Consider the following 26565-nt stretch of genomic DNA (forward strand, 5'->3'; position numbering starts at 1 on the left):
CAACGCTTACAGCTTCACCACCTCCGCGTCCGCCAGGGCCTGGTACAGCTTCTTGGAGGTGGCCTCGCTCACGTTCACCAGCGGCAGCCGCACCGTGTTCCCACAGATGCCGAGCATCTTCAACGCCTCCTTGATGCCGCCGGGATTGCCCTCCACGAAGAGCAGGTCGATGACCTCGATGAGGCGCAGGTGCTCGCGGCGGGCGGTCTCCAGATCGCCCTTCAGAGCTGCGTTCACCAGGGTGCTGAACTCCTGGGGCAGTGCGTTGCCCACCACGCTGATCACACCCGAGCCGCCCATGGCGATGATGGGCAGGGTGAGCGCATCGTCGCCACTGATGAGCATGAATTCCTTCGGCTTGTGCTTGAGGATGCGGCCCATCTGGTCCAGGTTGGCGCTGGCCTCCTTGATGGCGATGATGTTCTTGAGGTCCCTGGCCAGCCGCAGGGTGGTCTCGGCCGTCATGTTGCTGGCGGTGCGGCCGGGCACGTTGTACAGGATGATGGGCCGCAGGGCCACCTGGGCGATGGCCTTGTAGTGCTGGTAGATGCCCTCCTGCGTGGGCTTGTTGTAATAGGGGCTCACGCTCAGGATGGCGTCCACACCGTCCATGTCGAAGTCCCCCAGCGCTTCGATGACCTCGGCCGTGTTGTTGCCGCCCACGCCCAGCACCACGGGCACGCGGTTGCGGACGAAGCCGATGGTCTGCGCCAGCAGTTCCTTCTTCTCCGCCTTGGTGAGGGTGACGCTCTCACCGGTGGTGCCCATGCTCACCACATAGTCCACGCCGCCGGCGATCTGGTGCTCGATGAGGCGTTCAAGGCCGGCGTAGTCGATGTTGCCTTTGGGCAGGAAGGGGGTCACGAGGGCCACCCCGAGGCCACGGAATCGGTCGTCCATGCACATGCGGCGATGCCGCTAGTTGAGGGAGGGTTGATGGGAGCGGTTGATCATCAGCAGGTAGCGGTCCACCTGCGCGATGAACTGCGGAAGGCTGTTGGCACCGGCCATGTCGATCATCATGTCGAGGAAGTGCCTGTTGGACTCACCGAACCGGCCCACCTTGAACCGGGCCCGGCTTTTGGCGACGATGTACTGCAGGGGCAGGATGTCCTCCAGGGTGAGGTCGATGAGGACCTCGAACTCCTCGGTGATGAAGTTGCTGACCGTGTTGCCGGAAGGGATGCGATACCAGTTGAGCTCCTTCTGGCAGAAGGCATCGAAGTGGAGCTTGGGGGCCATGTAGTACGGAAGGTCCTTGGCATCCACGAAGCCCAAGGCACTGATGCGGTGGATCCCGAGCTCCTCCTTGATCTTCTTCACATAATTGCGCACCTGCTGGTGGGTCTGTTCATCGCGGGCATGATAGACGATGCCCACCTTGGCGGCATCCGCCAGGTTGCGGGCCACGGGGCGGCGGTCCTGGGCGGACCCTTGGATGAGCCGGCGCCTGCCGAGCCATTCCTTGATGCGGTCGAACAGCTTCATTGCCCGATCATGCGGCTGAACTCATCCTCGTCGATCACCGGTACACCGAGCTCATCGGCCTTGGCGCGTTTGGCGGGTCCCATGTCGGCACCGGCGACCACAAAGGTCGTCTTCTTGCTGATGGAACCGCTCACCTTGCCGCCGTGACGTTCGATGGCCTCCTTGATGCCGTCGCGGCTGAAGGTGCGGAAAACGCCGGACACCACGATGCTTTTGCCCGCCAGCCTGTCGCTCACCGGACGGGCCGCGGCGGTGCCTTCGAACTGAACACCGGCCTTGCGCAACCGCTCGATCACCGCGCGGTTGCCCGCGACGGCGAAGAAGTCGAGGATGCTCTCGGCGATCACCTCCCCCACTTCGTCAATGGCGGTGAGCTCCTCCCTGGTCATGGTCATCAGCCGGTCGACGGTGCCCACGGCACGGGCGATCTTCCTGGCCACGGTCTCCCCGACGTGACGGATCCCCAGGGCGAACAGGACCTGCTCGAAGGGCACCGCCTTGCTGGCCGCCACGCCCTCCACCACCTGGCGCGCGCTCTTCTCCCCCCAGCCCTTGCCCAGGGCCAGCAGCTGCTCGATGGTGAGGTCGTACAGATCGGCCACATTGCGAATGAGACCGGCGCGGTACAGTTCATCCACCGTTTCGCCGCCCAGCCCCTCGATGTCCATGGCCTTGCGCGCCACGAAATGCTCGATGCGGCGGGTGATCTGGGGCGGGCACTGGTGTTCATTGGGGCAGTAGTGCTGGGCCTCGCCCTCCAGGCGGATCAATGGCGTGGCGCATTCCGGACAATCGTGCGGAAAGCTGACCCTCTGTGCGTGCGGAAGGCGATGCTCCTTCTCCACCCCCACCACCTGGGGGATGATCTCCCCCGCCTTTTCAACCCTCACCGTGTCGCCCAGGTGCAGATCGAGCCGCTCCAGCTGATCGGCGTTGGTGAAGAGCGAGGCCCGCTTCACCGTGGTTCCGGCGAGCAGCACAGGCTCCAGTTCGGCCACGGGGGTCACCGCACCCGTGCGCCCCACCTGGAAGGTGACCCCGTTGAGCCTGGTGATCGCCTGCTCCGCCTGGAACTTGTAGGCAATGGCCCAGCGGGGGCTCTTGGCCGTGAGGCCCAGTTCCTCCTGCACATCCAAGTCGTCCACCTTCACCACGATCCCATCGATGATGAACTCGATGCCGTGGCGCGCCCGGTCCCAATGATCGATGAAGGCCATGATGCCGTCCACATCGTCCGCCTGCTCGATGAAGCGACGCTCCGGAGGCGGGGTCTTGAAGCCCCATTCGCGGGCCATCATCATGTTGGCGTAATGACTCCGCCGGGGCAGATCGTCGCCTTGCAGGGTATAGATGAAGTTGTCCAGTCCGCGTGCGGCCACCAGCTTGGGATCCTGGTTCTTCAGCGTGCCCGCGGCGGTGTTCCGGGGGTTGGCGTACAGCTCCTCCCCCGCCCGCTCGCGTTCGGCATTGAGCCTGGCGAACCGTTCCCTGGTGAAGATGATCTCCCCGCGCGCTTCGAACTCCGCCGGCCAGCCGTCGCCCTGCAATCTCAGGGGAATGGCACGCACGGTGCGGATGTTGGCCGTGATCTCCTCCCCCTTCTCCCCATCGCCGCGCGTCACCCCGCGGAGCAGCTCGCCATCGCGGTACGTCAGGCTGATCGCCACGCCATCGTACTTCAGCTCCATGGTGTACCGCGTGCGGCCCACGCTCTTCTCCACCCGGGCCACGAACTCGGCCACCTCCTCGCGGCTGTAGGAGTTGCTCAGCGACAGCATCGGAGCGCGATGGGCCACCACCGGGAAGTTCTTCGTGATGTCGCCTCCGACCCGCTGCGTGGGACTGTTGGGGTCGGCCAGCTCGGGGTGTGCGGCCTCCAGGCGTTCCAGTTCCGCGAGCAGGCGGTCGAACTCCTGATCGCTGATGGTGGGCGCGGCCAGGACATAGTAGCGGTGGTTGTGCAGCTCAAGCTCCTCACGCAGCTGCTTGATGCGCTCGACGTCCGCGGTGTGGTGCATGGGATGATCGGAGGGTTAACGGATGGCGCGCACGAAACGGGGAGCGCCACTGAGGTCGTGGAGGAGCACGGCTTCGCGATAGCCCATCGTCTCCAGCATGGGCGGGACCCGGTCGATGGTGCGATGGTGCCCTTCGAACCAAAGGGTCCCGCCGGGGACCAGTGCGACAGAGGCCTGTTGCGCGATGGCCCGGTGGAACCGGATGGGGTCCTCGTCATCCACGAAAAGCGCCAGTGCGGGTTCATGCTCGCGCACATGCGGGTCGAGCGTGCCCGCCTCCGCAAGAGGCACATATGGCGGATTGCTCACCACCAGATCGGCGGCGCCGGGTAGCATGCACCGCTCATCGAGCACGTCCGCCACGGTCCAGATCACGCCAAGGTCATTGCGCTCCGCGTTGCGTCGGGCGACCTCAAGTGCGGCCCTGCTCACGTCGAGCCCATGCACCTCGGCCTGGGGGAACCGCCGTTTGAGGGCCAGTGCGATGCACCCACTTCCGGTGCACACGTCAACGATGCGTGCAGGGTGCTGGACCGATCTCATGATCAGGTCCACGAGCTCCTCGGTCTCCGGCCTGGGGATGAGCACTGCCGGCCCCACCTCGATGGTGAGCCCATGGAAGGTGGTGCTGCCGAGCACGTATTGGAGCGGCTCTCCGCAGCGCAGCCGCTTCAGCGGCAGGTAGACGCGCAGCAGCTCGCTCTCGCTGAGCGTGGCATCGCGTTCAGCGAGCAGCCGGGCCCTGTCCCACGCCAGGTGATGGTGGAACACCGCCTCGACGATGGCGCGCACCTCCGACGCCGGATGGCGCCCGCCCAGGTCCTGTTGGTACAGGTCGATGACGGCACCGACGGTGTTGGTGGGGATGCGCACGGCGCAAAGATCGCCCGCGCCCGTCGCATCTTCGCGCGCCAGGGCGCCCCCCGACCGGAGGCCGCCCGGCCCCATCCGAGCAGATGCGCGACGACCTCTTCATGGAGCGATGTTTGGACCTGGCGCGCCTTGGCGCGGGCTCGGCCGCACCGAACCCGATGGTGGGCGCCGTGCTGGTGCGGGACGGGAAGGTGCTGGCGGAAGGCTGGCACCACGCGGCGGGGCGGCCGCACGCCGAGGTGGAGTGCCTGAACGCCTTCGGTGAAGGTCCTGTGCCCGCGGATGCCGTGCTGTTCGTGAACCTGGAGCCCTGCGCCCATCATGGACGCACCCCGCCCTGTGCCGACCTGCTCATCGCGCGTGGGGTGCGGCATGTGGTGGTCGCCCACCCCGACCCGTTCCCGCAGGTCGCAGGTCGCGGGATCGAGCGGCTCCGCGCGGCCGGCGTACGCGTGGACGTGGGGCTGCACGAGGCCGAAGCCCGATGGATGAACCGCCGGTTCCTCACGAGCGTGGAGCAGGAGCGCCCGTACATCGTGCTCAAGTGGGCCCGGTCAACGGACGGCTTCCTCGACCGGCACCCCCGCAGTGAGCGAAGGGTGCAGCGCATCAGTTCACCGGCCACGGACGTGCTCGTGCATCGCTGGCGGACGGAGGAACAAGCCATTCTCGTGGGGGGCCGCACGGTGGAGAACGACGACCCCTCCTTGACGGTGCGCCATGTGGAAGGACGACAGCCACTGCGCATCATCCTGGACCGGACGGAACGCGCCCCCTCGGGCTCGAGGGTGTTCGACGGTTCCGCGCCTACCCTGCTGTTCACGCAACGTCCGCGGGCCGATGTGCGCACCGAGCAGGTCTTCGTCCCCATGGCCGCCGACCCCTTGGACACCATGCTTGCCGAACTCCACCGCAGGAGCATCCGCTCCGTGTTGGTGGAGGGCGGGGCGACGCTGCTGGGGCACTTCCTGCAGCGGGGCCTGTGGGACGAGGCGCGCGAGATCACGGGGTCGATGGTGTTCGGTGCCGGCACTCCGGCGCCCCGCATTCCCAAGGCTCCTGCGCGATCGCTGCGGATCGGCGCCGACCGGCTCGACCTGTTCGTGAACGGCACCAATCCCGGGGAGTCATGGTGCTGGTGACCCTCACCGCGGTGTTCATGGCGCTGCTGTTCCTGATCTTCAGATCGTTCGAACGGCGGAGGATCGCCTTGCTGCCCGCGATCGTCATCAACTACGTCGTCGCCCTGTTGTGCGGACTGGCGATATCCCGCCCGTGGGCGGCGGGTGACCTGGGCCCGTTGTGGATGCCGTCGTTCCTCCTGAGCGCTCTTTTCATCACGGTCTTCTACCTCACCGGCTCCTCGGCCCAGCGGGCCGGTATCGCGGCCACCACGGTGGCGAGCAAAATGAGCCTGGTGCTCACGGTGACCTTCACCGTGGTGTATTTCGGGGAAAGGCAGGGGCCCTTGGGGCTTGTGGGCATCGCGTTGGCGTTGGCCGGTGTGGTGCTGAGCTCCTGGAGCAAGGATGGCCGCAGCGCTGGACGGGCCTGGTCACTGCCCGTGCTGCTCTTCGTGGGCAACGCGGCGATCGACATCGGACTGGCGTGGACACAACGCGAACGGACCACGGCGCTCACCGAAGCGGTGCTTCCCACGATGATCTTCGGCATGGCCGGGGTGCTCGGCCTCGGTTGGGCAGCGGCCCGCAACGAGCATCGGGCGTTCGGTGATCCCCGCACCTGGGTGGCGGGCCTGCTGCTGGGCGCAGTGAACTATGGAAGCCTGTACTTCATGGTGAAGGCGCTCGCGAACAGCGGCCTTCCCGGAAGCAGTGTATTCCCCCTGATGAACATCGGTGTGATCCTGTTCGGAACGTTGGGCAGCGCGGTCCTCTTCCATGAACGCCCACGCCCGCTGCAGCTGGCCGGCATCGCCACGGCGATGATCGCGATGGTGTTCATCCTTCTGGCATGAGCAAGGACCGGTACCGCACCCTCGCCGGCCCCGGGGAGGCCGCCATCCGGGAGAAGGCCAGCCGGTTCCTGGCCTACGCCTTTGCGATCGCGGATGAGGACGCCTTCCGGAGCGAGGCGGACCGCCTGGCCCGGATCCATCACGATGCGCGCCACCATTGCTACGCCTGGGTGCTCGGAACGGATGGTGAACGTGAGCGTGCGAACGATGCCGGCGAGCCGCAGGGCACTGCGGGACGCCCGATCCTTCGACGCATCCATGCAGCGGGCCTCACGTTCGCCGCGGTGGTGGTGGTGCGCTACTTCGGCGGCACGCTCCTGGGAAAGGGCGGGCTTGTGCGCGCCTACGGGGAGGCGGCGCAGCTTGCGCTTCAAGCGGCGCCCGTCATCGAACGGGTGGTGAGGCTGCCGCTCACGGTCCGGTGCGACCACGCGCTTGCAGGTGCGTTGCGCGCAGCGGTGCTTCAGGCGGATGGCGAGATCGTGCTCGCCTCGTACGAGGAGCGCTGCCGCATGGATGTGCTGCTCCCGTCCTCGGTGATCCCGGTCTTCCGCAAGAACTGGTCGGTGCGCGGGGTCCTGTTCGGCGATCAGCCCGGCGGGAAGTAAGGCGAGAGCGCAGCGAGGAGGTCCTCCGGTGTGCGACGCGGACGACGGGTGAGCCTGTCCACGAACACGAGCGTGGTGGAGGCCTCCGTCAACAGCGACCCTCGTTCGTCGCACACCTCGTAGTCGAAGATGATGCGCACGGACGGCCGTTCGCGGATGCGGGTGACGAGCGTGAGCAGGTCATCATAGTGGGCCGGCGCGTGATACCGCACGTTCAGGTCGCGCACCGGCAGAAGCACACCCTCATCCTCGATGCGGCGATAGGAGAACCCCAGGCTGCGCAAGGCCTCCACGCGGCCCACCTCGAAGTACTCGGCATAGTCGCCGTAGTACAGATAGCCCATGCGGTCCGTCTCGCCGTAGCGGACGCGCAACTGGCAACGGTGCTCGAACATGCGGTCAAGGTAGGGTGCTTGCGACGGGCCCTCCGCCCCCCGTACCTTTCGGGTGGATGCGGAGCATGAACGGACAGGTGTGCGGCACGCTGCGACGAGGCGGTCGGTGGATGACCGTGTTCGGGTGGGTGCAGGCCACTGGGACGGAAGGTGGGCGGCGGTGCGGCGCCCTGCATGGACGCCGCGTGGGGCAAGGGGTGCACGCGTTCGGAACCCGCCCCGGTAGTGAGGCGATTATTTTCCTTTCCGTCAAGCGCACTTCACCTTTTTTTTTCACTCGTTTCGGTCCATATTTGTCGCCCGCTTCGCTGGAACCCTTCAGCATCAACGGTTACAGCGGATCGGCGCATCGGACAACACGCATCCCCAACCCCGACGACCGCCCATGAAGAAAGACCACGAGAGGATCTGGGAGCGGTGCCTGGAGGTGATCAAGGACAACGTGAGCCCGCAGAGCTTCAAGACCTGGTTCGAACCGATCCGGGCGCTGAAGCTGCAGGATCATGTCCTTACGATCCAAGTACCCTCGCAGTTCTTCTACGAATGGCTGGAGGAACATTACATCGGGCTGCTGAAGAAGATCATCCGCAAGGAGCTGGGCGCCGAAGGGCGGCTGGAGTACTCCATCATCATGGAGAACAGCTTCCCAAGCGCGAACCCGTACACGGTGAAGGTGCCCACGAGCAATGCGCGTGAGGTGAAGAACCCCGCCGTGAGCCTGCCGATCGATGTGGCGAACAGCCCGATCAAGAACCCGTTCATCATTCCCGGCCTCAAGAAGATCAAGGTCGAGAGCCACCTGAACCCCAACTACTCCTTCGAGAACTTCATCGAGGGGGACTGCAACCGATTGGCCCGCAGTGCTGGATACGCCGTGGCGCAGAAGCCCGGCGGCACCGCCTTCAATCCGTTGCTCGTCTACGGCGGGGTGGGCCTCGGCAAGACGCACCTGGCCCACGCCATCGGCATCGAGATCAAGCGGCACCATCCGGAGAAGACCATCCTGTACGTGCCGGCCGAGAAGTTCACGCAGCAGTTCATCGAGGCGGTCAAGAACAACACGGTCAACGACTTCAGCCAGTTCTATCAGATGATGGACGTGCTGATCATCGACGATGTGCAGTTCCTGGCCGGCAAGGAGAAGACGCAGGACGTGTTCTTCCACATCTTCAACCACCTGCACCAATCCGGCAAGCAGCTGGTGATCACCAGCGACAAGGCGCCCGTGGAGATGCAGGGCATGGAGCAGCGGCTGCTGTCGCGCTTCAAGTGGGGCCTGAGCGCCGACCTGCAGACGCCCGGCCTCGAGACCCGCATCGCCATCCTGCAGAAGAAGATGTACGCGGAAGGCATCGACCTGCCCAAGGAGGTGGTCGAATACCTCGCCTACAGCATCACCACCAACATCCGCGAACTGGAGGGGGCGATGATCAGCCTCATCGCGCAGAGCTCGCTGAACAAGAAGGCGGTGACGCTGGACCTGGCCAAGCAGATGATCGACAAGTTCGTGAAGAACACCGCGCGCGAGGTGTCGATCGACTACATCCAGAAGGTGGTGTGCGACTACTTCGACCTGCCGATCGAGCTGCTCAAGAGCAAGACGCGCAAGCGTGAGGTGGTCCAGGCCCGGCAGATCGCGATGTACTTCGCCAAGAAGATGACCAAGAGCTCCCTGGCCAGCATCGGTGCCCACTGCGGCGGCAAGGACCACGCAACGGTCCTTCATGCCTGCCGCACGGTGAACAACCTGCAGGAGACGGACAAGCAGTTCCGCAGCTACCTGGAGGACCTTGAGAAGAAGCTGAGCATCCACTAGGGTGCGTTGATACCGAGGAAGCCCCCGCCAGAGCGGGGGCTTTTTCTTGGAGCACCTTCGTACCGGAGGACCGCCACACCCCGCTCACCCATCAGATGAGGATACTCACCGTTTGTCTTGGCAACATCTGCCGCAGCCCCATGGCCGAAGGCGTCCTGCACCATCGCGCCGCGGCCACAGGGCTCACCATCGCCACCGACTCGGCCGGAACGAGCCATTTCCACATCGGCGATGCGCCCGATCGGCGCGCACAGGACGCCATGCGCCGGCATGGCATCGACATCAGCGACCTGCGCGCACGACAGGTCGTCGCGGCGGACTTCGAGCGGTTCGACCTGCTGCTGGCGATGGACGCGGCCAACCTGCGCGACCTGCGTGCCCTGGCCCCCACCGAGGCGCTGCGAGCCAAAGCGATGCTAATCATGGACTTCGCACCCGACCACCCCCTGCGCGAGGTGCCCGATCCCTACTACGGTGGTGATGAAGGCTTCAATGAGGTGTTCCGGATGCTTGACGAGGCGGTGGCCGGACTGATCGCGCACATCCGCCATGGCCGCTGAAGCCACCCTGCACCTGATCCCCGTATGGCTGGGCGAGGCCGGTGGCACCGAGCAGCTGACACCGATGAGCCTCGAGGTGGTGCGGCAGGTGCGCACCTTCTTCGTGGAGCATGAGCGCAGCGCACGACGGGCGCTGCGACGCATGGATCCCGGGTTCGCACTGGACCGCGTCGAGCTGCATGTGCTCGACAAGGACACGGACGAGGCCACGGTGCGACGCTATGCGGAGCTCGTGCGCCGCTCCGGTGCGGCCGCGGTGTTGAGCGAATCGGGCATGCCGTGCATCGCCGACCCGGGTGCCCGGCTCGTGGCCTGGGCCCACCGGATGAACATTGAAGTGCGCCCCCATCCGGGTCCTTCCTCCCTCCTGCTGACCCTGGCGGCCTCCGGCCTGGACGGACAGCACTTCGTGTTCCACGGGTACCTCCCACGTGAAGCCGAGGACCGTCGGCGAGCGCTTCGCTCCATCGCCCAGGATGCGCAGCGCACGGGACGAACACAGCTCTTCATCGAGACCCCGTACCGCAACGACGCCCTGCTGGCCGAACTGCTGCGGACCGTGGATGGTGGCCTTCGGCTCTGCATCGCGGCCGAACTGATGCAGCCCGATGTGCTGCTTCGCACGCGCACGGTGAATGCGTGGCGGACGGACCCACCGGCCTTGAAGGACCGGCGGACGGTCTTCGCCCTGGGCCGCTGATCACGGCATCAGGCAGGGAAGGGCCTCCCCGCTCCCGGGCACGTGCCGACGGCCCGGCTTCCGCCGTCCCTTGCAGAACGGGCTGCGCTGGATGGTGACCCGAACACGCAGATAGAGGTCAACGGCGTCCACATCGGGGCGGAACAGGAAGGGCAGCACATGGTCGGAGCCCACAACGATATCGCTGAAGCGGAGCATGAGGCCCACCGAGGGCCGCCGCCAGCCGTACTCGTGGAACACGACCGGAACAGCGGCCTCGAACCAACGGGACTCGTAGCGGGGCGTGATGGACAGGGAGTTGGGCCGGCGAAGGCGGTCGCCGCGGCGCGCACTGAGCTGCTGCACCCAGGCGACACCGACATGGGTGCGGTCCAGCAGACGCTGATCGAACAGGAGCACGGCCGCGGTGGGATTGCCGATGCGGAACCGACCGTTGGAGGTGTGGTCACCGGCGGCGGCGAACAGGCTGTCCACGCCTTCGGGTCCCTGGACCTGCACGTTCCCGTGGTCGGGGAACAGGAGCGACCCGGACCCCACCGATCCGGCGAGCGCGTTGTTGAAGCGCATGCCACCGAGGTCGATGATGGACGCGGAGACCCGGTACCGGTACGGGATCGCCGTGCAGCCGTTCGAGGCCCGATGCGGTGAATACCCGTCCGCTTCCTCCAGCGTGCGTTCGTAGCTGATGCCGAGGTCCGCCCCCCATCCGGAACCGGCCACCCCTGCGGGCATGGCCACCCCATAGGCGCCGCTCACCTCGTGGACCTCGGCGCGCATGGTGTCCAGCACGGTGTAGTCGAGCACATCGAGGCGGAGAGCCGCCCCGGCGTGCGGCACCTGCCACCTCAACGAAGCACCGACCTTCCAGATGCCGAAACCCGAGGCGCGCACGATGTGCGCGTAGTTGACCGACAGTTCGGACCACGCGGCGGCGATGGCGCGGAGATGCTCATCGCGGTACCGCTGGCCGTGCTGCGGCCGATGATCGAGCCCATGGACGATGAAGCGCCCCATGTGCGGGCTGACACCGGTGATGCTCATCATGCTGCGTGTGCGCAGGCCGACCCCGAAGCCATGTCGTCCCGTCCCAAGGCTGAACGCAGGCCCGGCCAAGTTCAGCAGCACGGCGCCCTGTTTCGCATCGCCACGCAGCGATCCGCGAAGGATGATCTCCGCCGGGGCCTCACCGCGGACGCCATTGCGCACCTCGCGGAGCAGGCTGTGATCCTCGCCGTTCAGCGCCACAAGGTCGTTCCAGGCGAAGAGGTCCGCGCCGGCGAGACGGATGCTCGCATAGGGCCATTGTCCGGCGCTGCGCGTCGGGTCGAGCGTGAGCGCATCCGGACCCGACCAGTTGCCATGCACCAGGCCGACTTGTTCCTGGGCCCGCACCGTGATGGAGACGAACAGCAGCAGACACGTTATGGTGCGAAGCGGGCGGCTCATGGACCAAAAAGACCACGCGTACGTACTGCGGACCAGCGTGGTCGAGCGGATGGCGGCGTTCGGTGAGCCGCCGGCCCTCATACGGAGATGGAGCGGTCAGGTTCCCCGATCGGGGCCACGTTCCACGGCCACCAGATGTACGCTGTACAGCACGGGCTCATGGGGACGCACCACCTGCGGCACCCCCTTCCCGCCGAAGGCCATGGACGATGGCAGGACGAAACGACCGTGCTGACCGGGCCGAAGCAGGCTCACCGCCACTTCGATGCCGGGCAGGACCTGATCGGGATCTCCGAAGCGGAACGTGAACGGTTGTCCATGGCGGTCGCTCTCATCGAAAGGCTCACCGCCGTCGAGCCGTGAGCCCACATAGCTGATGGACACGCGGTCACCGGCACGGACCCTTGCGGTGTCCCCGGCCCCTGGTCCAAGGGTGAAGTACAGGTCGCTCGTACCCCATCGCGTCCATGCCTCCGATGACGCGGAGAGGAACGCGGCCAGTTCGCGGCGCTCGGCGCCTTCGGGGTCCAGCGCCCGCCTGGCCTCGGCCCGTACGCGCTGCATCAGTGGCGTCAAGGACTCCATCACCGTGAGCTCGACCTGTACCATGACCGTGTCGGGCGGGTTCATCCGCCCAGCAGGCGACAGCACCGTCCAGGGAAGTCCGTCGGCCTGAAGGATGATGCTGGTGCTGTCGCCGGGGTGCACGCGATCGAGCGCCGGCACCCAGGCCCCCTGCCGGAGATCGTGGACCGCATACCAGCGCTGGGTGCTGAACAGGGACCCCGGATCGCCGCCGACCTCCGACGCACGGAGACGCAGCAGCACCGAGTCATCCGCGGAAAGGGCGGTGTCCGAGCCGCCGAGGCCGAGCAGGCGGAAGTACACGCCGGGCGCCACCTCCTTGTAGCCCGCGTACGGCGCTCGATCGCATGCGCTCAGTACCACGGCCAGGGCCCCGACGATGCACACGGGCCTCATCGGTCACGTGGTCCGGACAGGGAGATCACGCCGATGTGGTACACGACGGAACTGCGCGGCGGAACCTTGTCCATGTCGCCGACGAGTCCATGCGCCCGATAGCTTGGGATGAGGATCACCGCACTGTCACCCGGGGACAGGTGCTGCACGGCCTCGTGCAATCCGCTCTCCACGTGATCCAACTCAACCTGAAAGGACTCCGGCCGACCGGGTTCAGAGGCGCTGCAGGTCGTGCCATTGAGCAGTTCCATGCGATAGTTCATCGCCACCCACTGACCGGGCCGTGCCGTATCGCCGGGCATGTCGCGCAGCAGTTGGTGATGGACACCGGTGCCCGACACGCGCGTGCGAAGGCCGTGGCGCGCCGCGTAATTGACCAGGTCACGCGCCTCGATGCGGTTGGCCTCCTGGTTCTCCTTCACATAGGCCGGCGCCTTGCGTTGATCGCCGCCGCCGGTGCGCGCGGGAGGCGCATCTCCTCCGGTACAGGAAGTGAACAGGAGCAGGGCGGCCGAAAGCAGGCGGGTCATGCCGGGTGGGCCTGGATATGGGCGGGGAGCAGTTCCATGAAGCGCTGCACGCATGCATCGATGGGGCCTTCGCAATGCCCCCCGGCGGCGTTGACGTGCCCGCCCCCGTGGAAGTGCTCGGCGAGCAGGCCGTCCACAGGGAGCGTCCCCTTTGACCGGAGACTGATCTTGATCCGATCGGGGCGCTCGAGGAAGAAGGCCGAGAGGCGGATGCCACGCATGCTGAGGCCGAGGTTGACGAAGCCCTCGGTGTCCCCAGGTCTGAACCCGAAGCGCTTCAGGTCCTCGCCGCGCAGCACCAGCACCACGACGCCCAGGTCCTGGAGCACCGTCATTCGCTCGGCGAGCATGAAGCCCATCAGGCGCATGCGTTGTTCGGTATGGTCATCCATCACGGCCCCGTGGATGCGGTCGGGCACGGCACCGCGCTCCATGAGCAGGGCGGCCATCCGCAGGGTGTGCGGGGTGGTGCTCGAGAACCGGAACGATCCGCTGTCGGTCATGATGCCTGTGTAGAGGCAGGTGGCGGCGTCCGGATCGATGAGGTGTTCCTGGCCGAGGGCCACCAGCAGGTCCACCACCATCTGGCTGGTGGCGCATGAGGCGGTGTCGCTGAAGGCCACCACGGCGTCGATGTCGGGCCGCTGATGGTGGTCGATCAGGACGCGCTGGCGGGCGGTTCGGACGGCATCCTCGAGCATGCCGGCCCGATCGGGCCGGTTGAAGTCGAGGCAGAACAGGATCTCGGCCTCGGCGATGGTGGCGCGGCAGCGGTCCGCCGCGGTGTCCGCGGCGATGCAATCACCTGCACCAGGCATCCAGCGGAGAAAGGGCGGCGGAGCGTTGGGCAGCACCACCTGCACGGTGTGGCCCATGTGGCGCAGGACGTGCGCCAGGCCGAGCGACGAGCCCATGGCGTCCCCGTCGGGATTGTAATGCGTGACGATCGCACAACGCCGATGGCCTTCAAGCAGGGCCTGAAGCCGCAACAGACCGGGATGGTCACGGTGTACAAAGGACATGGGCCAAAGGTAGCCCGGCCCTGTGGCTCAGAACCCCAGGTTGGGCGTGGGCATGTGCTCGATGAGGATGCCCACGCAGCCGATGTCGAGGCCCTTGGCCCGGCCTTTCTGCTCGGCGGCACCGGGGGCCATCACCTCCACCACAAGGCGCTTGGTGGTGGCCGCGGAGAACTCGACCTCCTGGGCCAGCTCATGCTCGGTGTTGTCCCACAGGACCTTCCGTTCGTCCTCGAACACGGTCTTGCGCACCATGCGCTTCACATCCTTGAACTCCCCGGTGGGCTGGCCATTGGCATCGCGCAGCTCCTCCTTCTCCACCACCTCCACGTCCTGTTCGCGGGGCACGCGCACCTTCTCCACCAGGCGGGCCACCACGTGGTCGCCGATGATCTTCTCATCGTAGCAGAAGGAGATGCGATAATCCTGCCCACCATAGACGATGATGTTGAGCTCGGTGGGTCTTCCCACCTGCACGCTGGCGCTCTTGCTCTGTCCGTTGAGCGAGAACCGGGTATCGGCGGAGCGTTCGCAGTTGAACTTGTGATAGTCGCCACAGTTGTACTGGGCGTTCACGATGGTCGCGGCCATCAGAAGGGCGGCGGTCGACAGGTTCTTCAGGGTCGGCATGACCATCACGCGTTGGGTTGAACAGGGACCTCACCTTCGGGGCTGACGAGCTCGGCACGCAACGCCTCCACGGCGATCTGGAGCTCGGCAAAGCGCTCGGCCGTGAGCTGCACGTTGAGGTCGTCGCCCAGCACCATGCGGCCGGAGCTGGATGTGCCCGTGCGCGTGGTGCGCTGCACCTGGACCCGGTCGTAGATGTCGCGCAGGGCGATCATCCGTTCACGGATCGGCGCCACGTTGGGGTCGGTGCCGTGGGCGTCCATCATCTCGATCAGGTGCTCGAGGCTGAACTTCTGCTCGGCCACGCGCTTGACGAGGGGATCGGCGGGGTCGAAGGCCGTGACCTGCTTCATCACCAGATGGAGGCTCTCGACCCATCCACCGGCCAGCACCAGGGCCAGCGTGGGGCCCATCTCCTCCTCCTGGAGCTTCTCATAGGCCTTGTAGTAGGCCTCGTTGCTGATGATCTCCAGGCTGTCGCCCTTGCTGAGGTTGCTCTCCAGGCGCACGAAGTCCTGCTCGCTGAACGCGGCGCTCAGGCCGAGCTGCTCACCCAGCTTCTTCACGGTGAGGTAATAGCGCACCACCTCCACGTTGAGGTCGAAATAGCTGGCGTAGATGAGGTCGGTGCAGTACACGCCGAAATTGAACGCCCGGCCACCGAGGGTCGCGTACCGGTCCGCGCTGGTGGTGGGGTTCATCATGCGCTTCTGCCCTTCGCCGGCCATCTGCCGCACGATGGCGAAGAGCTCGTTGGGGGTTGGCATCTGGTAGAGGGAGGCCGGTGCGGTCGCCGTGGCGGCGCTGTCGCCGATGACCAATTTCTCCGGACCGGAGCGGTGTTCATCGCCGGACCCACCACAGGCGCACAAGGCCGCGGCGAGCAGGGAAACGGGGATCGTTCGTCTGAACATGGATCGAAGGGATGGGGCGCCGGTGGGGCCCGGAGCGACGGCCGTGTTACGTCCCACGAAGGAAGGATGTTCCCGAGGGGCCGGAGTTGGGCGGGACCGCCTATTTTTGCGCCGCTTTTTCAACACCCCCCATGTCAGGCAACCGCACGTTCACGATGATCAAGCCCGAGGCCGTGGCCGCCGGGCACTCCGGGAAGATCATCGACATGATCATCGCCAACGGCTTCCGCATCGTGGCGCTCAAGTACACACGCCTTTCCGCCGCCGAGGCGGGCACCTTCTACGAGGTGCACAAGGAGCGGCCGTTCTATGGTGAACTGGTGGACTACATGGCCAGCGGCCCGATCATGGCGGCGATCCTCGAGAAGGACAATGCGGTGGAGGCCTTCCGCAAGCTCATCGGTGCCACGGACCCGGCACAGGCCGAGGAAGGCACCATCCGCAAGCGCTTCGCGGAGAGCAAGGCGAAGAACGCGGTGCATGGCAGCGACAGCGACGCGAACGCGCTGATCGAGGGGCACTTCTTCTTCAGCAGCCGCGAGCAGTACTGAAGCCCGCTCAACCGATGGTGACCGAGCGGACGACCGCCCGGCCGCTGCGTTCGTTGAGCAGCTCGATCAGCCGGTCCTTCATGTAACCGAGCTCCTGGCGCAGGGGGGCGTTGTCCACACGCACGTGAAGATGCCCGCGGCGCAGGGTGACGGCCGTGGTGTGCCGGGCGATGGGCCCTCCGGCCACCTCGTCCCACCAGCTGGCGATGTCGAGCTCATCGAGCTTCTCGCGCAGCCCGTAGGCATCGATCATGTCCCCGAGGGCGTCACCGAGCCTCCGCTCGTTCGACGGCCTCCATCCGGATGGCTTGCGCATGGTCGAGGTGGAAGAACCGCACGTCGTGCGGCAGGCCGTCAAGGGCCTGGTGCAGCCGCCCGGCGTCCGTGTCGGTGATGAGGACCTGGCCGAAACGCCCCCCGCCCAGCAGGCGCAGCAGGTGACGCATCCGCTGGGGGTCGATCTTGTCAAAGATGTCATCCAGCATCAGCACGGGCTTCCGGCCCGTGCGCGCCGCGGTGAGGTCGAACTGGGCCAGCTTCAGGGCGATCAGGAAGGTCTTCTGCTGGCCCTGGGAGCCGAACCGCCTGAGCGGCTGGCCATCGAGCAGGAAGTGCAGGTCATCCTTGTGCACGCCCGCCGTGGTGTACTGGGCGCTGCGGTCGCGGTCCCAGTGGGTGCGCAGCAGCACGTCCATCGGCTGTTCGTCCAGCGCGGAGCGGTACTCGAGCCCGACGGTCTCCGGGCCCGAGCTGATGCCTTGATAGTGTTCGAGCACCAGGGGAGTGAGCTCGGCGAGGAAGGCACGACGGCCGCGGTGCACGGTGGTGGCGTGCAGGGCCAGTTGCTCGTCCCAGGGTTCCAAGGCGGAGAGGGAACCTCCGCCCTGCTCGGCAAAGCGCTTCAACAGCACGTTCCGATGCCTGAGGGCCCGGTTGTAGCGCATCAGGGCATCGAGGTAGCTGCGGTCGAACTGGGCGATGAGCCCGTCCACGAAGCGGCGTCGCACCTCGCTACCCTCGAGGATGAGCTGCCCGTCGTACGGGGTGATCATCACCGCGGGCCAGCGGCCGATGTGGTCGCTGAGGCGTTCATACTCCTTGCGGTCGCGCTGGAACACCTTCTTGTGCTCCCGGCGTACGCTGCAGGCCAGTTCCACATCGCCCTCGGGCTCCTCCAGCACGCCCTTCAGCAGGAACTGCTCCTCGCCATGGCGCACGGCATGCTGGTCGGTGGCGTCGAAATAGCTCTTGCACAGGGCGAGGTAGTGCACGGCGTCCAGCAGGTTGGTCTTGCCGGTGCCATTGGGCCCTACGAAGCAGTTGATCTCCGGGCCGAGCTGCAGCTCCGCCTGGGCATGGTTGCGGAACTGGAACACGGCCAGCCGGCGGAAACGGACCTTCATGGGGAGGCCCAAAGATAGGCGGGCCCCCCGGGGCCCGGGCACCGGGCGCGGCCTGTGGCCCACATCGATCGGGAACCTTATCTTCGCGCCGCTTTTTGCCGAACCCATCATGTCCACCAAGACCACGAGACCGGAGCAGGAACAGGCCGACATCGACCTGGGCCAGGCGTACTCCCGAGCCGAGCTTTTCCTGGAGAAGAACAAGGCGGCCGTCACCTACGGGGTGGTGGGCCTGCTGGTGGTGGTGGGCGGCCTGCTGGGCTATCGCAAGCTGTACGCCGAGCCGCGTGCCAAGGAGGCCAATGACCTGATCTGGAAGGCGCAGTACTACTTCGAGATCGATTCGCTGGACAAGGCCATCAACGGGGACGGCAACTACTTCGGGTTCCAGTACATCGCCGACGAGTACGGCGACACCCCGGCGGGCGACCTCGCGCGCTTTTATCTGGGCACCTGCTACCTGCAGAAGGGCGAGTACGAGACCGCCGTGTCCTACTATGAGGAGGCCGATGTGGAGGATGTGGTCCTGAAGGCGATGGCGGCCGGTGGCATCGGGGATGCCTACGTGGAGCTGGGCCGTGATCAGGACGCGATGAAGCAGTTCGAGAAGGCGGCGTCCATCACCACCAACGACTTCACCACGCCGATGTACCTGATGAAGGCGGGGATCCTGTATCAGCAGGCCGGTGACTGGAAAAAGGCCGCCAAGGCGTTCCGCCGGGTGGCGAACGACTTCCCCACCAGCCCGGATGCGAACACGGCCAAGAAGTACGCGGCCCGCGCCGAGGCGATGGCCGGCTGAGCATGGCCACCGCACAGCATCACCTGAGCACCTACGACCCTTCCGGCGTCCCCACGGGCGCCGGTCGTCGTTTCGTGCTGGTGGTGAGCGAGTGGAACCGCGAGATCACCGACGCGCTCCGGCAGGGCGCCCGTCAGACCCTGCTGGTGCACGGGGCGGACCCTGCAGAGGTGATCGAGCATTGGGTACCCGGCAGCTACGAACTGGCGCTCGGGGCCCAGCTGGCTATCGCGGCGCACACCCCTGACGCCGTGATCGCCATCGGCAGCATCGTGCGGGGCGAGACGCCCCATTTCGAGTACGTGTGCCAGGCCACCGCGCAGGGCATCATGGACGTGAACCTGAGAACGGGCGTCCCGGTGATCTTCTGTGTGCTGACCGACAACGACATGCAGCAGGCGCGTGACCGCAGCGGCGGCCGCCACGGCAACAAGGGCGTGGACGCCGCGGTGGCCGCCTTGAAGATGGCGGCGTTGCGCAGCACCCTCCAGATCGGCTGAGCGGCGTTCCGGAAGCGCGCTACCACACGACCAAGGGCCGCACCACGCGTGCGGACGGACCGGTCAGCACAACGGCATACCGGCCGGGCGAGACCCCGGTCAGCTCCAACCGTTCCGGTATTCCGTGCATCAGGGTGCGGGGCTGGTCCACCACACTGCGACCCGCTGCATCCAGGAGCTGCACCCGCGAGGCGCCCGACCATGTCCCCACGGGCCGCAGCCAGACCGCGTCGTGCGCTGGATTGGGAAAGAGGTCGAAGGTGACCGGGGGGCGTTCGTCCACGCCGGTGAAGAGCACGGCCGACAGGTTGATGTTGTCCACATAAAGGTTGTTGCCCCAGTGGCCGCGGTCCTGGAAGGCCACGATCAACTCGGGCTGGCCGTCGTACGCGGCAAGGCTCACACTGTCCCTTCGCCACTGGGTGGCGGTGGGCACGAAGGGGTCCTGCAGGGAGGGCGCGGTGGCCAGGGCGTCCCCACCCTCCAGGTAGAGCAGGTCCCAGGTGAGGCCGCAATCGGTGCTGGCCAGCACGCCCAGGGTGTCGCTGTACTGACCGCCATAGCGCGAGTAGGCGACATCAAAGGCCACGAAGGCGCCCTGCGCAGCAGAGAGGTCGAGCTTGCCGGTCCATACCTCTTCGTACGCCCCGCCCAGGTCCACGTCGTAGTTGTTGAACCACATGCTGCGGGTGCTGCTGCCGAAACCGCCGGCCTGGTCGGTGATGGCCCAGGCGGAGGTGGTGCCGGCGTCCGAGCGGAATGTCCAATCCGAGCGGAAGGCTCCGGATTCGAAGCCTTCGACGACCGGTGCGGTGGTGCCGCCGACACTGCCCACCACGGCCGTGCGGACGCGGGTGTCGCTCACTCCGTTCTCCGTCACCGTGAGGGTGACGTCGTAGGTGCCGGGCGCGGCGTACACGACCACGGGATACTTGTCCGTGCTGGTGGCGGGGGTGCCGCCGGGGAAGCTCCAGGTGTACGTGGCACCCGGACCGGCCACGCTGTGATCGACGAAGCGCACACTGTCGCCCGGGCAGTAGAAGACGCCGAAGGCCGCCGCGAAGTCGGCGATCAGCGCGCTGGGCTCGAAGAGGGGGCGCTCCCACACGGCCAGGTTCCAGGTGGCCAGGCGTACCATACCGCCCTTGTAGAACGGGACGATGCGCAGCGGCTCGGTGCTCACCGGCAGCCCATCGCTCCACGGCGCCCAATCGGGCATGCTGTTGTTGCGGTAGAACACGCTGCCGTTCAGCATGGCCAGGTACACACCGCCATCCGTGCCGAACTGGGCGGCCATGCCCCAGATGCGTCGACCGTCCAGGGTGGAGGTGGTGAGGTTCGACCAGGTCGCCCCACCGTCGGTGCTTCGGTACACCTTGTTGCCGTTGGACCCGTTGGTGAACCCGATCCACAGGGTGCCGGCATCATCGCCGCTGAGGGTGAAGTAGAGCTCGCGCTGGTTCTGGGGAAGGGTGAGCTGGGTCCAGGTGTCCCCTCCGTCCGCGCTGCGCCACAGGCGGCTGCTGTTCCCGAGCTCCTGATGCACCACGAACACCTGGGGGTCGGCATAGCTCTGCTCGATCCACAGCACCTGGTTGCCGGTGCTGGGGCCGAAGGCATGCACCTCGGTCCAACTGCCACCGGCGTTGTCGCTGCGGTAGAGCTTGTTCTCCCGGCCCATCCAGGCCACGTTGAAGTAGCGGTGGTCGAAGAGGATCCGGGAGCTGTTGTTCACGAAGTAGCTCTCGTTGGGCCAGAGCGACACCCCGAAGGACTGGGGCGTTCCGGCCAGGGTCGTGGGCAGCACCCGTCCACCGATGTCGCTGTGGTACACCTTGCGCTCGTTGCTGTAGTTGGCATAGCCCGTGGCCGACTCGGCACCGCCGATCGCCAGGAACTCCCCTTCGGGATAGCCCTCATAATGGCCCATGTTGCCATTGTGGTAGCGTCCGCCCACGAGCACATCATCGTTCCAACCCTGATCGAAGCCCCAGAGGTTGCCGGCGCGGATGCCGCGGCACCGGCTCTGGTGCGTTTCCATCAGGTCGGTGCTGTGGTGGATCCCACCATCGTTGCTCAGCCAGACCTCCTCGCTCGCAGGCCCGGTGCGGTAGATGCGGATCTCCTGCATGTCCACATGCACATCGGGCACGTAGCCCACGTAGCCGGCCTTGGCGAAGTAGGTGACCCCGCCATCGTCGCTCTGCCAGAGGCTGAGCCCGCCGATCAGCACACGGTCCGCGTCCAGATGGCTGGCCACCATGGTCGTGTTGTAGTGGATCTGCGTGTAGTCGCCGTCGTCACCCACGAAGTTCATCAGGTTCGGATGCTGGGCCGTATAGGGCGCACCCACAAGGCCGTGCGGGTGGCTCCACGAAGTGCCACCGTTATCGCTGCGCCACAGGCCGACGAAGCCGTTGGTGACGATGGTGGCGCCGGGTTCCTGGTAGCCCACGAGCAGGGCGTAGATGCGCTCAGGGTCGGCCTCGGACACGGCCAGCTTGCCTCCCTCGATGGCGTAAAGCCCCTCCTCCCCGACCGGCGGCGCGAACCAGCCCTGGTCGTACAGGGTCCAGGTGGCACCGTGATCGGTGCTGCATTGGAAGCGGACCATGTCGAGGGCCGGCTCGAAATGCAGCGTGTACCAGATGGACGGATCGAACGGCTTGTGCAGGATCGTCATGCACTCGTTGGGCAGCACTTCGTTCCAGGTGTCTCCGCCGTCGGTGCTGCGGTACAGACCCAGGTTGCAGGCGGCGAGCACGGTCTGCGGGGTGCTCGGGTCGAAGGCGATCTCCCACGCACTGATGTTGAGCGCAGTGAATGCGGGCTGACCGATCACCGCCCAGGTGGCTCCGCCGTCCGTGCTGCGCCACAGCTCGTCGGCCGCGCTCATCAGCACGATGTCCGGGTCCGTCGGATGGATGCGGACGGCGCTCACGGCGCCCACGAGCAGGTCCGGGGTCACATGCTCCCAGTTCACGCCCTGGTCGACGGTCTTGTACAGGCCGCCGGATTCGGTGCCGCAGAAGAGGATGTCGGGGTCGGTGAAGCTGCGGTCGTGACAGTACACATTGGCCTGTTCGCTCAGCGGTGTCAGGCTGCCATCGGCCTTGAAGTGGATGTCAGGCCCCACGAAGGTCCAGCCGGCCCCTCCCCCTTTGGCACCGCCTCGTTCCGCCCTGATCTGCGCCGTGCGTTCTTGGCGCTCCTCAGGCGACAGGTGCTCCACCCTGCCCTGGGCGTTCAGCCGGGCCTGGCCGGCGCTGACCCAGCGCTTCAAGTACTGGGTGTGCACGGTCTTCTCGACCGGATGGGTGGCGGACCAGTCCTCATAGGCGGCCAACACGGCATGCATGTCCGCATCGGATGCGTACATCAGCCGGGCCCAGTCCGGAAGGTCCGGATCATGGGTACGCAACGGTTTCAGGTGGCTTTGTGCCACAAGGGAGCCGGCCAGCAGAACGAGGAAGAGCGGCAGGCCGCAGGGAACGAAAGAGCGCATGGCCGAAGGTCGGGTCGCCGCCCGATCCCGGCAAGCGGCTCAGCAGGCCTTGAGGGTGTTCAGCAGCAGGCTGGTGATGGTCATGGGCCCCACGCCGCCGGGCACGGGTGCGATCCACGAACAGCGCGGGGCCACCGCGTCGAAGTCGACATCGCCGACCAGGCGGAAGCCGCTCTTCCGGGAGGCATCGGGGATGCGGTGGATGCCGACGTCCACCACGATGGCACCCTCCTTCACCATGTCGGCGGTGATGAACTCCGGCTTGCCGATGGCCACCACGAGGATGTCGGCCTGGCGGGTGATGGACGGCAGGTCGGTGGTGCGGCTGTGGGCCAGGGTGACGGTGCAGTTGCCGGGGTAGGCGTTGCGGCTCATGAGGATGCTCATGGGGGTGCCCACGATGTGGCTGCGGCCGATGACCACGCAATGGCGTCCTGCGGTCTCGATGTGGTAGTGCCGCAACAGCTCCACGATGCCGCTCGGGGTGGCGGGCAGGAAGCCGGGCTGGCTCAGCACCATGCGGCCGAGGTTCTCCGGATGGAAGCCGTCGACATCCTTCCTGGGATCGACCGCCAGGGTCACCTTGTCGGCGTCGATGTGGGCGGGAAGCGGCAGCTGCACGATGAAGCCGTCGAGCTCCTTGTCCTTGTTGAGCTGCTTCACGCGGTGCAACAGGTCCTCCTCGGTGATGGTCTCGGGAAGGGTGATGAGGGTGCTTCGAAAGCCGACTTCTTCGCAGGCCTTCACCTTGCTTTCCACGTAGGTGCGGCTCGCACCATCGCTGCCCACCAGCACGGCGGCGAGGTGCGGCGGGCGTCCCCGGCGGGCCTTGACGGCGGCGGCCTCTTCGGCGATCCGCGCGCGCAGGGCCTCGCTGCAGCGCCTGCCATCCAGCAACTGATGGGCCACCACCTCCGACATGCCACAAGGGTACGAGATCCCGGTAGTTCGCCGGAACGGACCCGGAGGGATGGCCTGGTCTATCGTAATAGCCGGAGCTGGAGAGGCGCCACGTCGCCGGCTCGGTGCACGCGCAGCACGTAGGCGCCAGGGGCCAGGGCCGTGGCGTCAAATCGCCAGCGGTCCGCGCCGTGTGGCATCATCGGGACGGGAAGGACACGACCGCTTCCGTCCACCACATCAAGGCTCAGCACGGGGGCCGTGCCCGGGCTCAGCACCAGGTCCACCGGACCGTCCGCCGGATTGGGCACCAGCACGGCCGTGGCGCTGTGTCGCAGGTCCACGGCCACCACGCTGCTCAAGGTGGAGCTGCCGTCCAGGTCGCTCTGGCGCAGGCGGTAGTACAACAGCACGGGCGGGGCCTCGGCGTCGAGCGCCTCGTAGTGCATGGTCGTCTGCGCATCACCCGCACCGGCCACGTGCGCCACCACGTTCCATTGCTCCAGGTCCTCGCTGCGTTCCACGGCAAAGCCCGCGTTGTCCTGCTCACTGGCCGTGGCCCAGGTCAGCCTCACGCGGGAGGGACCGATGGCCTCCGCGGTGAAGTGCAGCAGCTCCACGGGCAGCGGTGTGCTGAGGATGTTCGTCGTCCCCAGCGTGAACCGCCGGTTGTTCTGCAGCGCGCTCACCGCGGCGAAGCGGTACATCCCGCCCCCATCGTTGATCGCGCCGCTGATGGGCGTTTCATCGGCGAAGAGGCCATCGTTGTCGGTGTCGACCAGCAGGCGCAGTTCCGAGGTGGTCACGGAACCGAGACCGTTCAGGTCGAAGCTCATGTCCACGTTGCCCACGTTCACGGCGCTGCCGACCGCATCCACTTCGCTCACACGCCACACGCGCTGCCAGCGGCCCTGCACGCCGGTGGGCAGGTCGCCCACACCCCAGGTACCGAGAGCACCGCCATCATGGCCCCACAGCATGAACTCGTTGTCCTGAAGACCTGAATGGGCCGCCTTGTCGATGAGCACGATGCCACTTCCGCGACCGGCTGTCTGCAGGTCGCCCGCGTTCGTGCGCCCCAGGCCGGCCACATCATGGTCGTGGTCGCCATTGCCGGCGTCGTCCTCGTTGTAGATGTCGCCTGTGGCGAGGCTCCTGCCGTACTTGGCGGCCAGGTAGTTGTTCACGAGCAAGCGCTGTGTGGCGTTCAACCGAGCGTTGAAAGCGATCACCTCAGCGAGGTCGCCGTTCACCACGCGGCCGGTGGTGCCGCGCTCGTTGCCGATGTACAGCGGGTGGTTGTTCGTCTGCGGCGTCTTGCTCTCGTTGTCGGTGTGTATGCTCCCCGCGTTCTTGTACACATCACGCCCAACGGTGGTGTTGTAGCTGTACTCGATCACATCGAACGCGGTGGTGGTCACCTGCCCGCCGGCCGAGCTGGGGAAGGTGCGGGTGCCGTCCGTATAGTAGGTCGGGGTGTGCACATTGCCGTCCAGGTAGCTCAGCATCTCGTAGTTCTCCTGGGAGTCGTTCCCCTTCACCATCCAGGCGTTGTAGTCCTTCAGCAGGTCGGCCGTCACCACGATGAAGAAGTGCCAGGCCGTCAGGTCGATGCTGCTGTGGTCGGCCACCCAGAGCTGGTCGTCGCTGCCGTCGAAATCGAGCGAGGGGTACCCGTTCACCGAACCGGTCACGTAGGCCGGCGTGGCGGTGGGGATGGTTCCGGGCAACACGGCGTGGTTGGCGTTGCCGCTCTGGTCGTTCCATTGGCTCACCGCCCCGCTGCTGTGGGTGACGCCGGCATCGGCACGCAACCAGAGCACATTGGTGGCACTGGTGCCCACGCCGCCGGGACCGGTCTGGGCGCACAGCATGGTGCTGCACAGCAGGAAGGGAATGGTGATGGCGCGCATGGGTCGGCTTCTTCGCGGACCCTCCTACGCGCGATGGATGGGGCAGGTTATCCTGAGCGCGAGCCAGGAGGCCACACCCCCTGGGCGACCCACATGCTCCTCCAGGAAGACCTCCAGAGACAGACCTCGATCCCGGCGAATGCCCGGTCATGGCGGTCGTGGGTCACCATGCAGGTGCATCCGGCATCCGCCGCCGGGAAGCACCGGAGGCCATTCCGTTACCCTTGATGCGCAGGATCATCAAGGAGCTCCTCGCAGAGCCAGCATCGAAAAACGCTACAGAAGGCCGCGCTCCTTCAGCCCGGTGATATGCGACAGGTGGTGGCTGCTGTGCCACACGTACAGCTCCAACGCCTCGGCCAGGCTGATCTCGCGGTTCTGTTCGGGGTGCATGAAGATCCGGTCCCAGTCCGCATCAGCCATGGCCCGCATCAACACGGACCAGCGCGCATGCACCCCGCTGATGATGGACAGCGATGGTCCGATCGGCAAGGTGCGCGCATCCACGTGCTCCGCCCAGAGCGCCTCCTTGTAGGGTTTGATCACCGGACGGTCCTCGGTGAGCGCCAGTTTGAAGCGATGCAGCGACTGGGCATGGCTGTCCGCGATGTGGTGCACCAGCTGGCGGACGGTCCAGCCGCCAGGGCGGTAGGGCGTATCCAGGTCGGCGTCGGACCAGCCATCCAGCGCTGCCTCCAGGTCCACCGGGAACCGCTCGATGCGGGCGATCAGCTCCTCCCTGCGTTCAGGCGTGGAGGCCTTGGTGCCACGAGCGAAACGGCCCAGGGGGTACTTGAAGGCCTCGAGGGGATCGGTGGGGGCGGACATGGTGCAAAGGTGCGCTACCTCCGCACCACCATATGCTTCAGCAGGAAGTCCTCCGGGAGCAGAACCTCGTACTTGTAGCTGATCTCGTTATTCATCCTGTCCCAGGCGAAAAAGAGGCCCAAAGGGATGAATAAAATGATCAGCACGCTCAGCATCTGCTTCACCCGAACCATCAGATCCAGCCGGTCGGCCATCATCTGATCATCT

The 26565-nt window shown here is 66.2% G+C and carries 27 protein-coding genes; 9 read left to right on the forward strand and 18 right to left on the reverse strand.

The genetic code is table 11. The features are described 5' to 3' along the window. Positions 1–6: 6 nt before the first annotated feature. From IPM49_03305 to prmC, 4 genes are read right to left on the reverse strand one after another with little or no spacing between them, the layout of a single operon-like run. On the reverse strand, positions 7–900 hold the full coding sequence (locus IPM49_03305; protein MBK9273552.1) for a 4-hydroxy-tetrahydrodipicolinate synthase: 894 nt from the start codon (positions 898–900) through the stop codon (positions 7–9). An 18-nt stretch (positions 901–918) separates the two neighbouring features. Beyond that, positions 919–1488, reverse strand: a complete 570-nt coding sequence (locus IPM49_03310) for a hypothetical protein (protein ID MBK9273553.1) — start codon at positions 1486–1488, stop codon at positions 919–921. Further along, complete coding sequence (gene ligA / locus IPM49_03315; GenBank protein ID MBK9273554.1) at positions 1485–3506, reverse strand: NAD-dependent DNA ligase LigA; 2022 nt, start codon at positions 3504–3506, stop codon at positions 1485–1487. The genes IPM49_03310 and ligA overlap by 4 nt, the downstream gene beginning before the upstream one ends. Before the next feature lie 15 nt (positions 3507–3521). After that, the gene (gene prmC, locus IPM49_03320) at positions 3522–4379 is read right to left on the reverse strand and encodes a peptide chain release factor N(5)-glutamine methyltransferase (GenBank protein ID MBK9273555.1); all 858 of its coding nucleotides are present in this window, start codon (positions 4377–4379) and stop codon (positions 3522–3524) included. Between the two features lie 83 nt (positions 4380–4462). On the opposite strand from prmC, the gene ribD reads away from it, so the two are divergent. From ribD to IPM49_03335, 3 genes are read left to right on the forward strand one after another with little or no spacing between them, the layout of a single operon-like run. Continuing rightward, positions 4463–5521, forward strand: coding sequence for a bifunctional diaminohydroxyphosphoribosylaminopyrimidine deaminase/5-amino-6-(5-phosphoribosylamino)uracil reductase RibD (gene ribD, locus IPM49_03325; GenBank protein ID MBK9273556.1), 1059 nt, complete (start codon positions 4463–4465; stop codon positions 5519–5521). After that, positions 5509–6357, forward strand: a complete 849-nt coding sequence (locus IPM49_03330) for a DMT family transporter (protein MBK9273557.1) — start codon at positions 5509–5511, stop codon at positions 6355–6357. The genes ribD and IPM49_03330 overlap by 13 nt, the downstream gene beginning before the upstream one ends. Next, on the forward strand, positions 6354–6965 hold the full coding sequence (locus IPM49_03335) for a YigZ family protein (protein MBK9273558.1): 612 nt from the start codon (positions 6354–6356) through the stop codon (positions 6963–6965). The genes IPM49_03330 and IPM49_03335 overlap by 4 nt, the downstream gene beginning before the upstream one ends. Here the strand turns inward: IPM49_03335 and IPM49_03340 are convergent. Beyond that, positions 6947–7360, reverse strand: coding sequence for an acyl-CoA thioesterase (locus tag IPM49_03340; GenBank protein ID MBK9273559.1), 414 nt, complete (start codon positions 7358–7360; stop codon positions 6947–6949). The genes IPM49_03335 and IPM49_03340 overlap by 19 nt on opposite strands. Positions 7361–7745: 385 nt before the next feature. Here IPM49_03340 and dnaA point away from each other — a divergent pair, with 385 nt between their 5' ends. The 3 genes from dnaA (at position 7746) to IPM49_03355 (ending at position 10436) form a co-directional block, all read left to right on the forward strand. Beyond that, on the forward strand, positions 7746–9176 hold the full coding sequence (gene dnaA, locus IPM49_03345; protein MBK9273560.1) for a chromosomal replication initiator protein DnaA: 1431 nt from the start codon (positions 7746–7748) through the stop codon (positions 9174–9176). 95 nt (positions 9177–9271) lie between these two features. Then, positions 9272–9736, forward strand: a complete 465-nt coding sequence (locus IPM49_03350; GenBank protein MBK9273561.1) for a low molecular weight phosphotyrosine protein phosphatase — start codon at positions 9272–9274, stop codon at positions 9734–9736. Next, positions 9726–10436 (forward strand): SAM-dependent methyltransferase, encoded by a 711-nt coding sequence (locus IPM49_03355; protein ID MBK9273562.1) that lies wholly within the window; start codon positions 9726–9728, stop codon positions 10434–10436. The genes IPM49_03350 and IPM49_03355 overlap by 11 nt, the downstream gene beginning before the upstream one ends. Here IPM49_03355 and IPM49_03360 read toward each other — a convergent pair whose 3' ends face one another. The 6 genes from IPM49_03360 to IPM49_03385 form a co-directional block, all read right to left on the reverse strand. Beyond that, a complete protein-coding gene (locus IPM49_03360; protein ID MBK9273563.1) occupies positions 10437–11882 on the reverse strand; it encodes a hypothetical protein in 1446 nt (481 codons plus the stop codon). A gap of 96 nt (positions 11883–11978) precedes the next feature. After that, entirely contained in the window at positions 11979–12863 is an 885-nt protein-coding gene (locus tag IPM49_03365) for an FKBP-type peptidyl-prolyl cis-trans isomerase (protein ID MBK9273564.1), read from the reverse strand. After that, positions 12860–13393, reverse strand: a complete 534-nt coding sequence (locus tag IPM49_03370; GenBank protein MBK9273565.1) for an FKBP-type peptidyl-prolyl cis-trans isomerase — start codon at positions 13391–13393, stop codon at positions 12860–12862. The genes IPM49_03365 and IPM49_03370 overlap by 4 nt, the downstream gene beginning before the upstream one ends. Further along, positions 13390–14415 carry a bifunctional oligoribonuclease/PAP phosphatase NrnA gene (locus IPM49_03375; protein MBK9273566.1) on the reverse strand — a complete coding sequence of 342 codons (1026 nt, stop codon included), beginning with the start codon at positions 14413–14415 and terminating at the stop codon, positions 13390–13392. Before IPM49_03375 ends, IPM49_03370 begins: the two co-directional genes overlap by 4 nt. Before the next feature lie 27 nt (positions 14416–14442). Continuing rightward, positions 14443–15042 (reverse strand): hypothetical protein, encoded by a 600-nt coding sequence (locus tag IPM49_03380; protein ID MBK9273567.1) that lies wholly within the window; start codon positions 15040–15042, stop codon positions 14443–14445. Between the two features lie 5 nt (positions 15043–15047). Beyond that, positions 15048–15956, reverse strand: a complete 909-nt coding sequence (locus IPM49_03385) for a hypothetical protein (GenBank protein MBK9273568.1) — start codon at positions 15954–15956, stop codon at positions 15048–15050. A gap of 131 nt (positions 15957–16087) precedes the next feature. On the opposite strand from IPM49_03385, the gene IPM49_03390 reads away from it, so the two are divergent. Next, positions 16088–16507 carry a nucleoside-diphosphate kinase gene (locus IPM49_03390; GenBank protein MBK9273569.1) on the forward strand — a complete coding sequence of 140 codons (420 nt, stop codon included), beginning with the start codon at positions 16088–16090 and terminating at the stop codon, positions 16505–16507. Between the two features lie 7 nt (positions 16508–16514). Here the strand turns inward: IPM49_03390 and IPM49_03395 are convergent, their stop codons facing one another. Continuing rightward, positions 16515–16760 carry a DUF721 domain-containing protein gene (locus IPM49_03395; protein MBK9273570.1) on the reverse strand — a complete coding sequence of 82 codons (246 nt, stop codon included), beginning with the start codon at positions 16758–16760 and terminating at the stop codon, positions 16515–16517. 13 nt (positions 16761–16773) lie between these two features. Then, entirely contained in the window at positions 16774–17910 is a 1137-nt protein-coding gene (locus tag IPM49_03400; GenBank protein MBK9273571.1) for a DNA replication/repair protein RecF, read from the reverse strand. Between the two features lie 109 nt (positions 17911–18019). On the opposite strand from IPM49_03400, the gene IPM49_03405 reads away from it, so the two are divergent. Then, positions 18020–18712: a tetratricopeptide repeat protein gene (locus tag IPM49_03405; protein MBK9273572.1), complete on the forward strand. Its 693-nt coding sequence runs from the start codon at positions 18020–18022 to the stop codon at positions 18710–18712. Positions 18713–18714: 2 nt separating this feature from the next. Continuing rightward, on the forward strand, positions 18715–19212 hold the full coding sequence (locus IPM49_03410; GenBank protein ID MBK9273573.1) for a 6,7-dimethyl-8-ribityllumazine synthase: 498 nt from the start codon (positions 18715–18717) through the stop codon (positions 19210–19212). A 19-nt stretch (positions 19213–19231) separates the two neighbouring features. Here the strand turns inward: IPM49_03410 and IPM49_03415 are convergent, their stop codons facing one another. The 5 genes from IPM49_03415 to IPM49_03435 form a co-directional block, all read right to left on the reverse strand. Then, a complete protein-coding gene (locus IPM49_03415; GenBank protein MBK9273574.1) occupies positions 19232–22717 on the reverse strand; it encodes a PKD domain-containing protein in 3486 nt (1161 codons plus the stop codon). A 39-nt stretch (positions 22718–22756) separates the two neighbouring features. Beyond that, positions 22757–23638 (reverse strand): bifunctional methylenetetrahydrofolate dehydrogenase/methenyltetrahydrofolate cyclohydrolase FolD, encoded by an 882-nt coding sequence (gene folD, locus IPM49_03420; GenBank protein ID MBK9273575.1) that lies wholly within the window; start codon positions 23636–23638, stop codon positions 22757–22759. Between the two features lie 59 nt (positions 23639–23697). Beyond that, positions 23698–25530, reverse strand: a complete 1833-nt coding sequence (locus IPM49_03425) for a hypothetical protein (protein MBK9273576.1) — start codon at positions 25528–25530, stop codon at positions 23698–23700. A 276-nt stretch (positions 25531–25806) separates the two neighbouring features. Next, positions 25807–26358, reverse strand: coding sequence for a putative metal-dependent hydrolase (locus IPM49_03430; GenBank protein MBK9273577.1), 552 nt, complete (start codon positions 26356–26358; stop codon positions 25807–25809). A 14-nt stretch (positions 26359–26372) separates the two neighbouring features. Next, positions 26373–26552, reverse strand: a complete 180-nt coding sequence (locus IPM49_03435) for a hypothetical protein (GenBank protein ID MBK9273578.1) — start codon at positions 26550–26552, stop codon at positions 26373–26375. Between the last annotated feature and the right edge of the window lie 13 nt (positions 26553–26565).

It is taken from the genome of Flavobacteriales bacterium (assembly GCA_016715895.1).
Classification (GTDB): domain Bacteria; phylum Bacteroidota; class Bacteroidia; order Flavobacteriales_F; family PHOS-HE28; genus PHOS-HE28.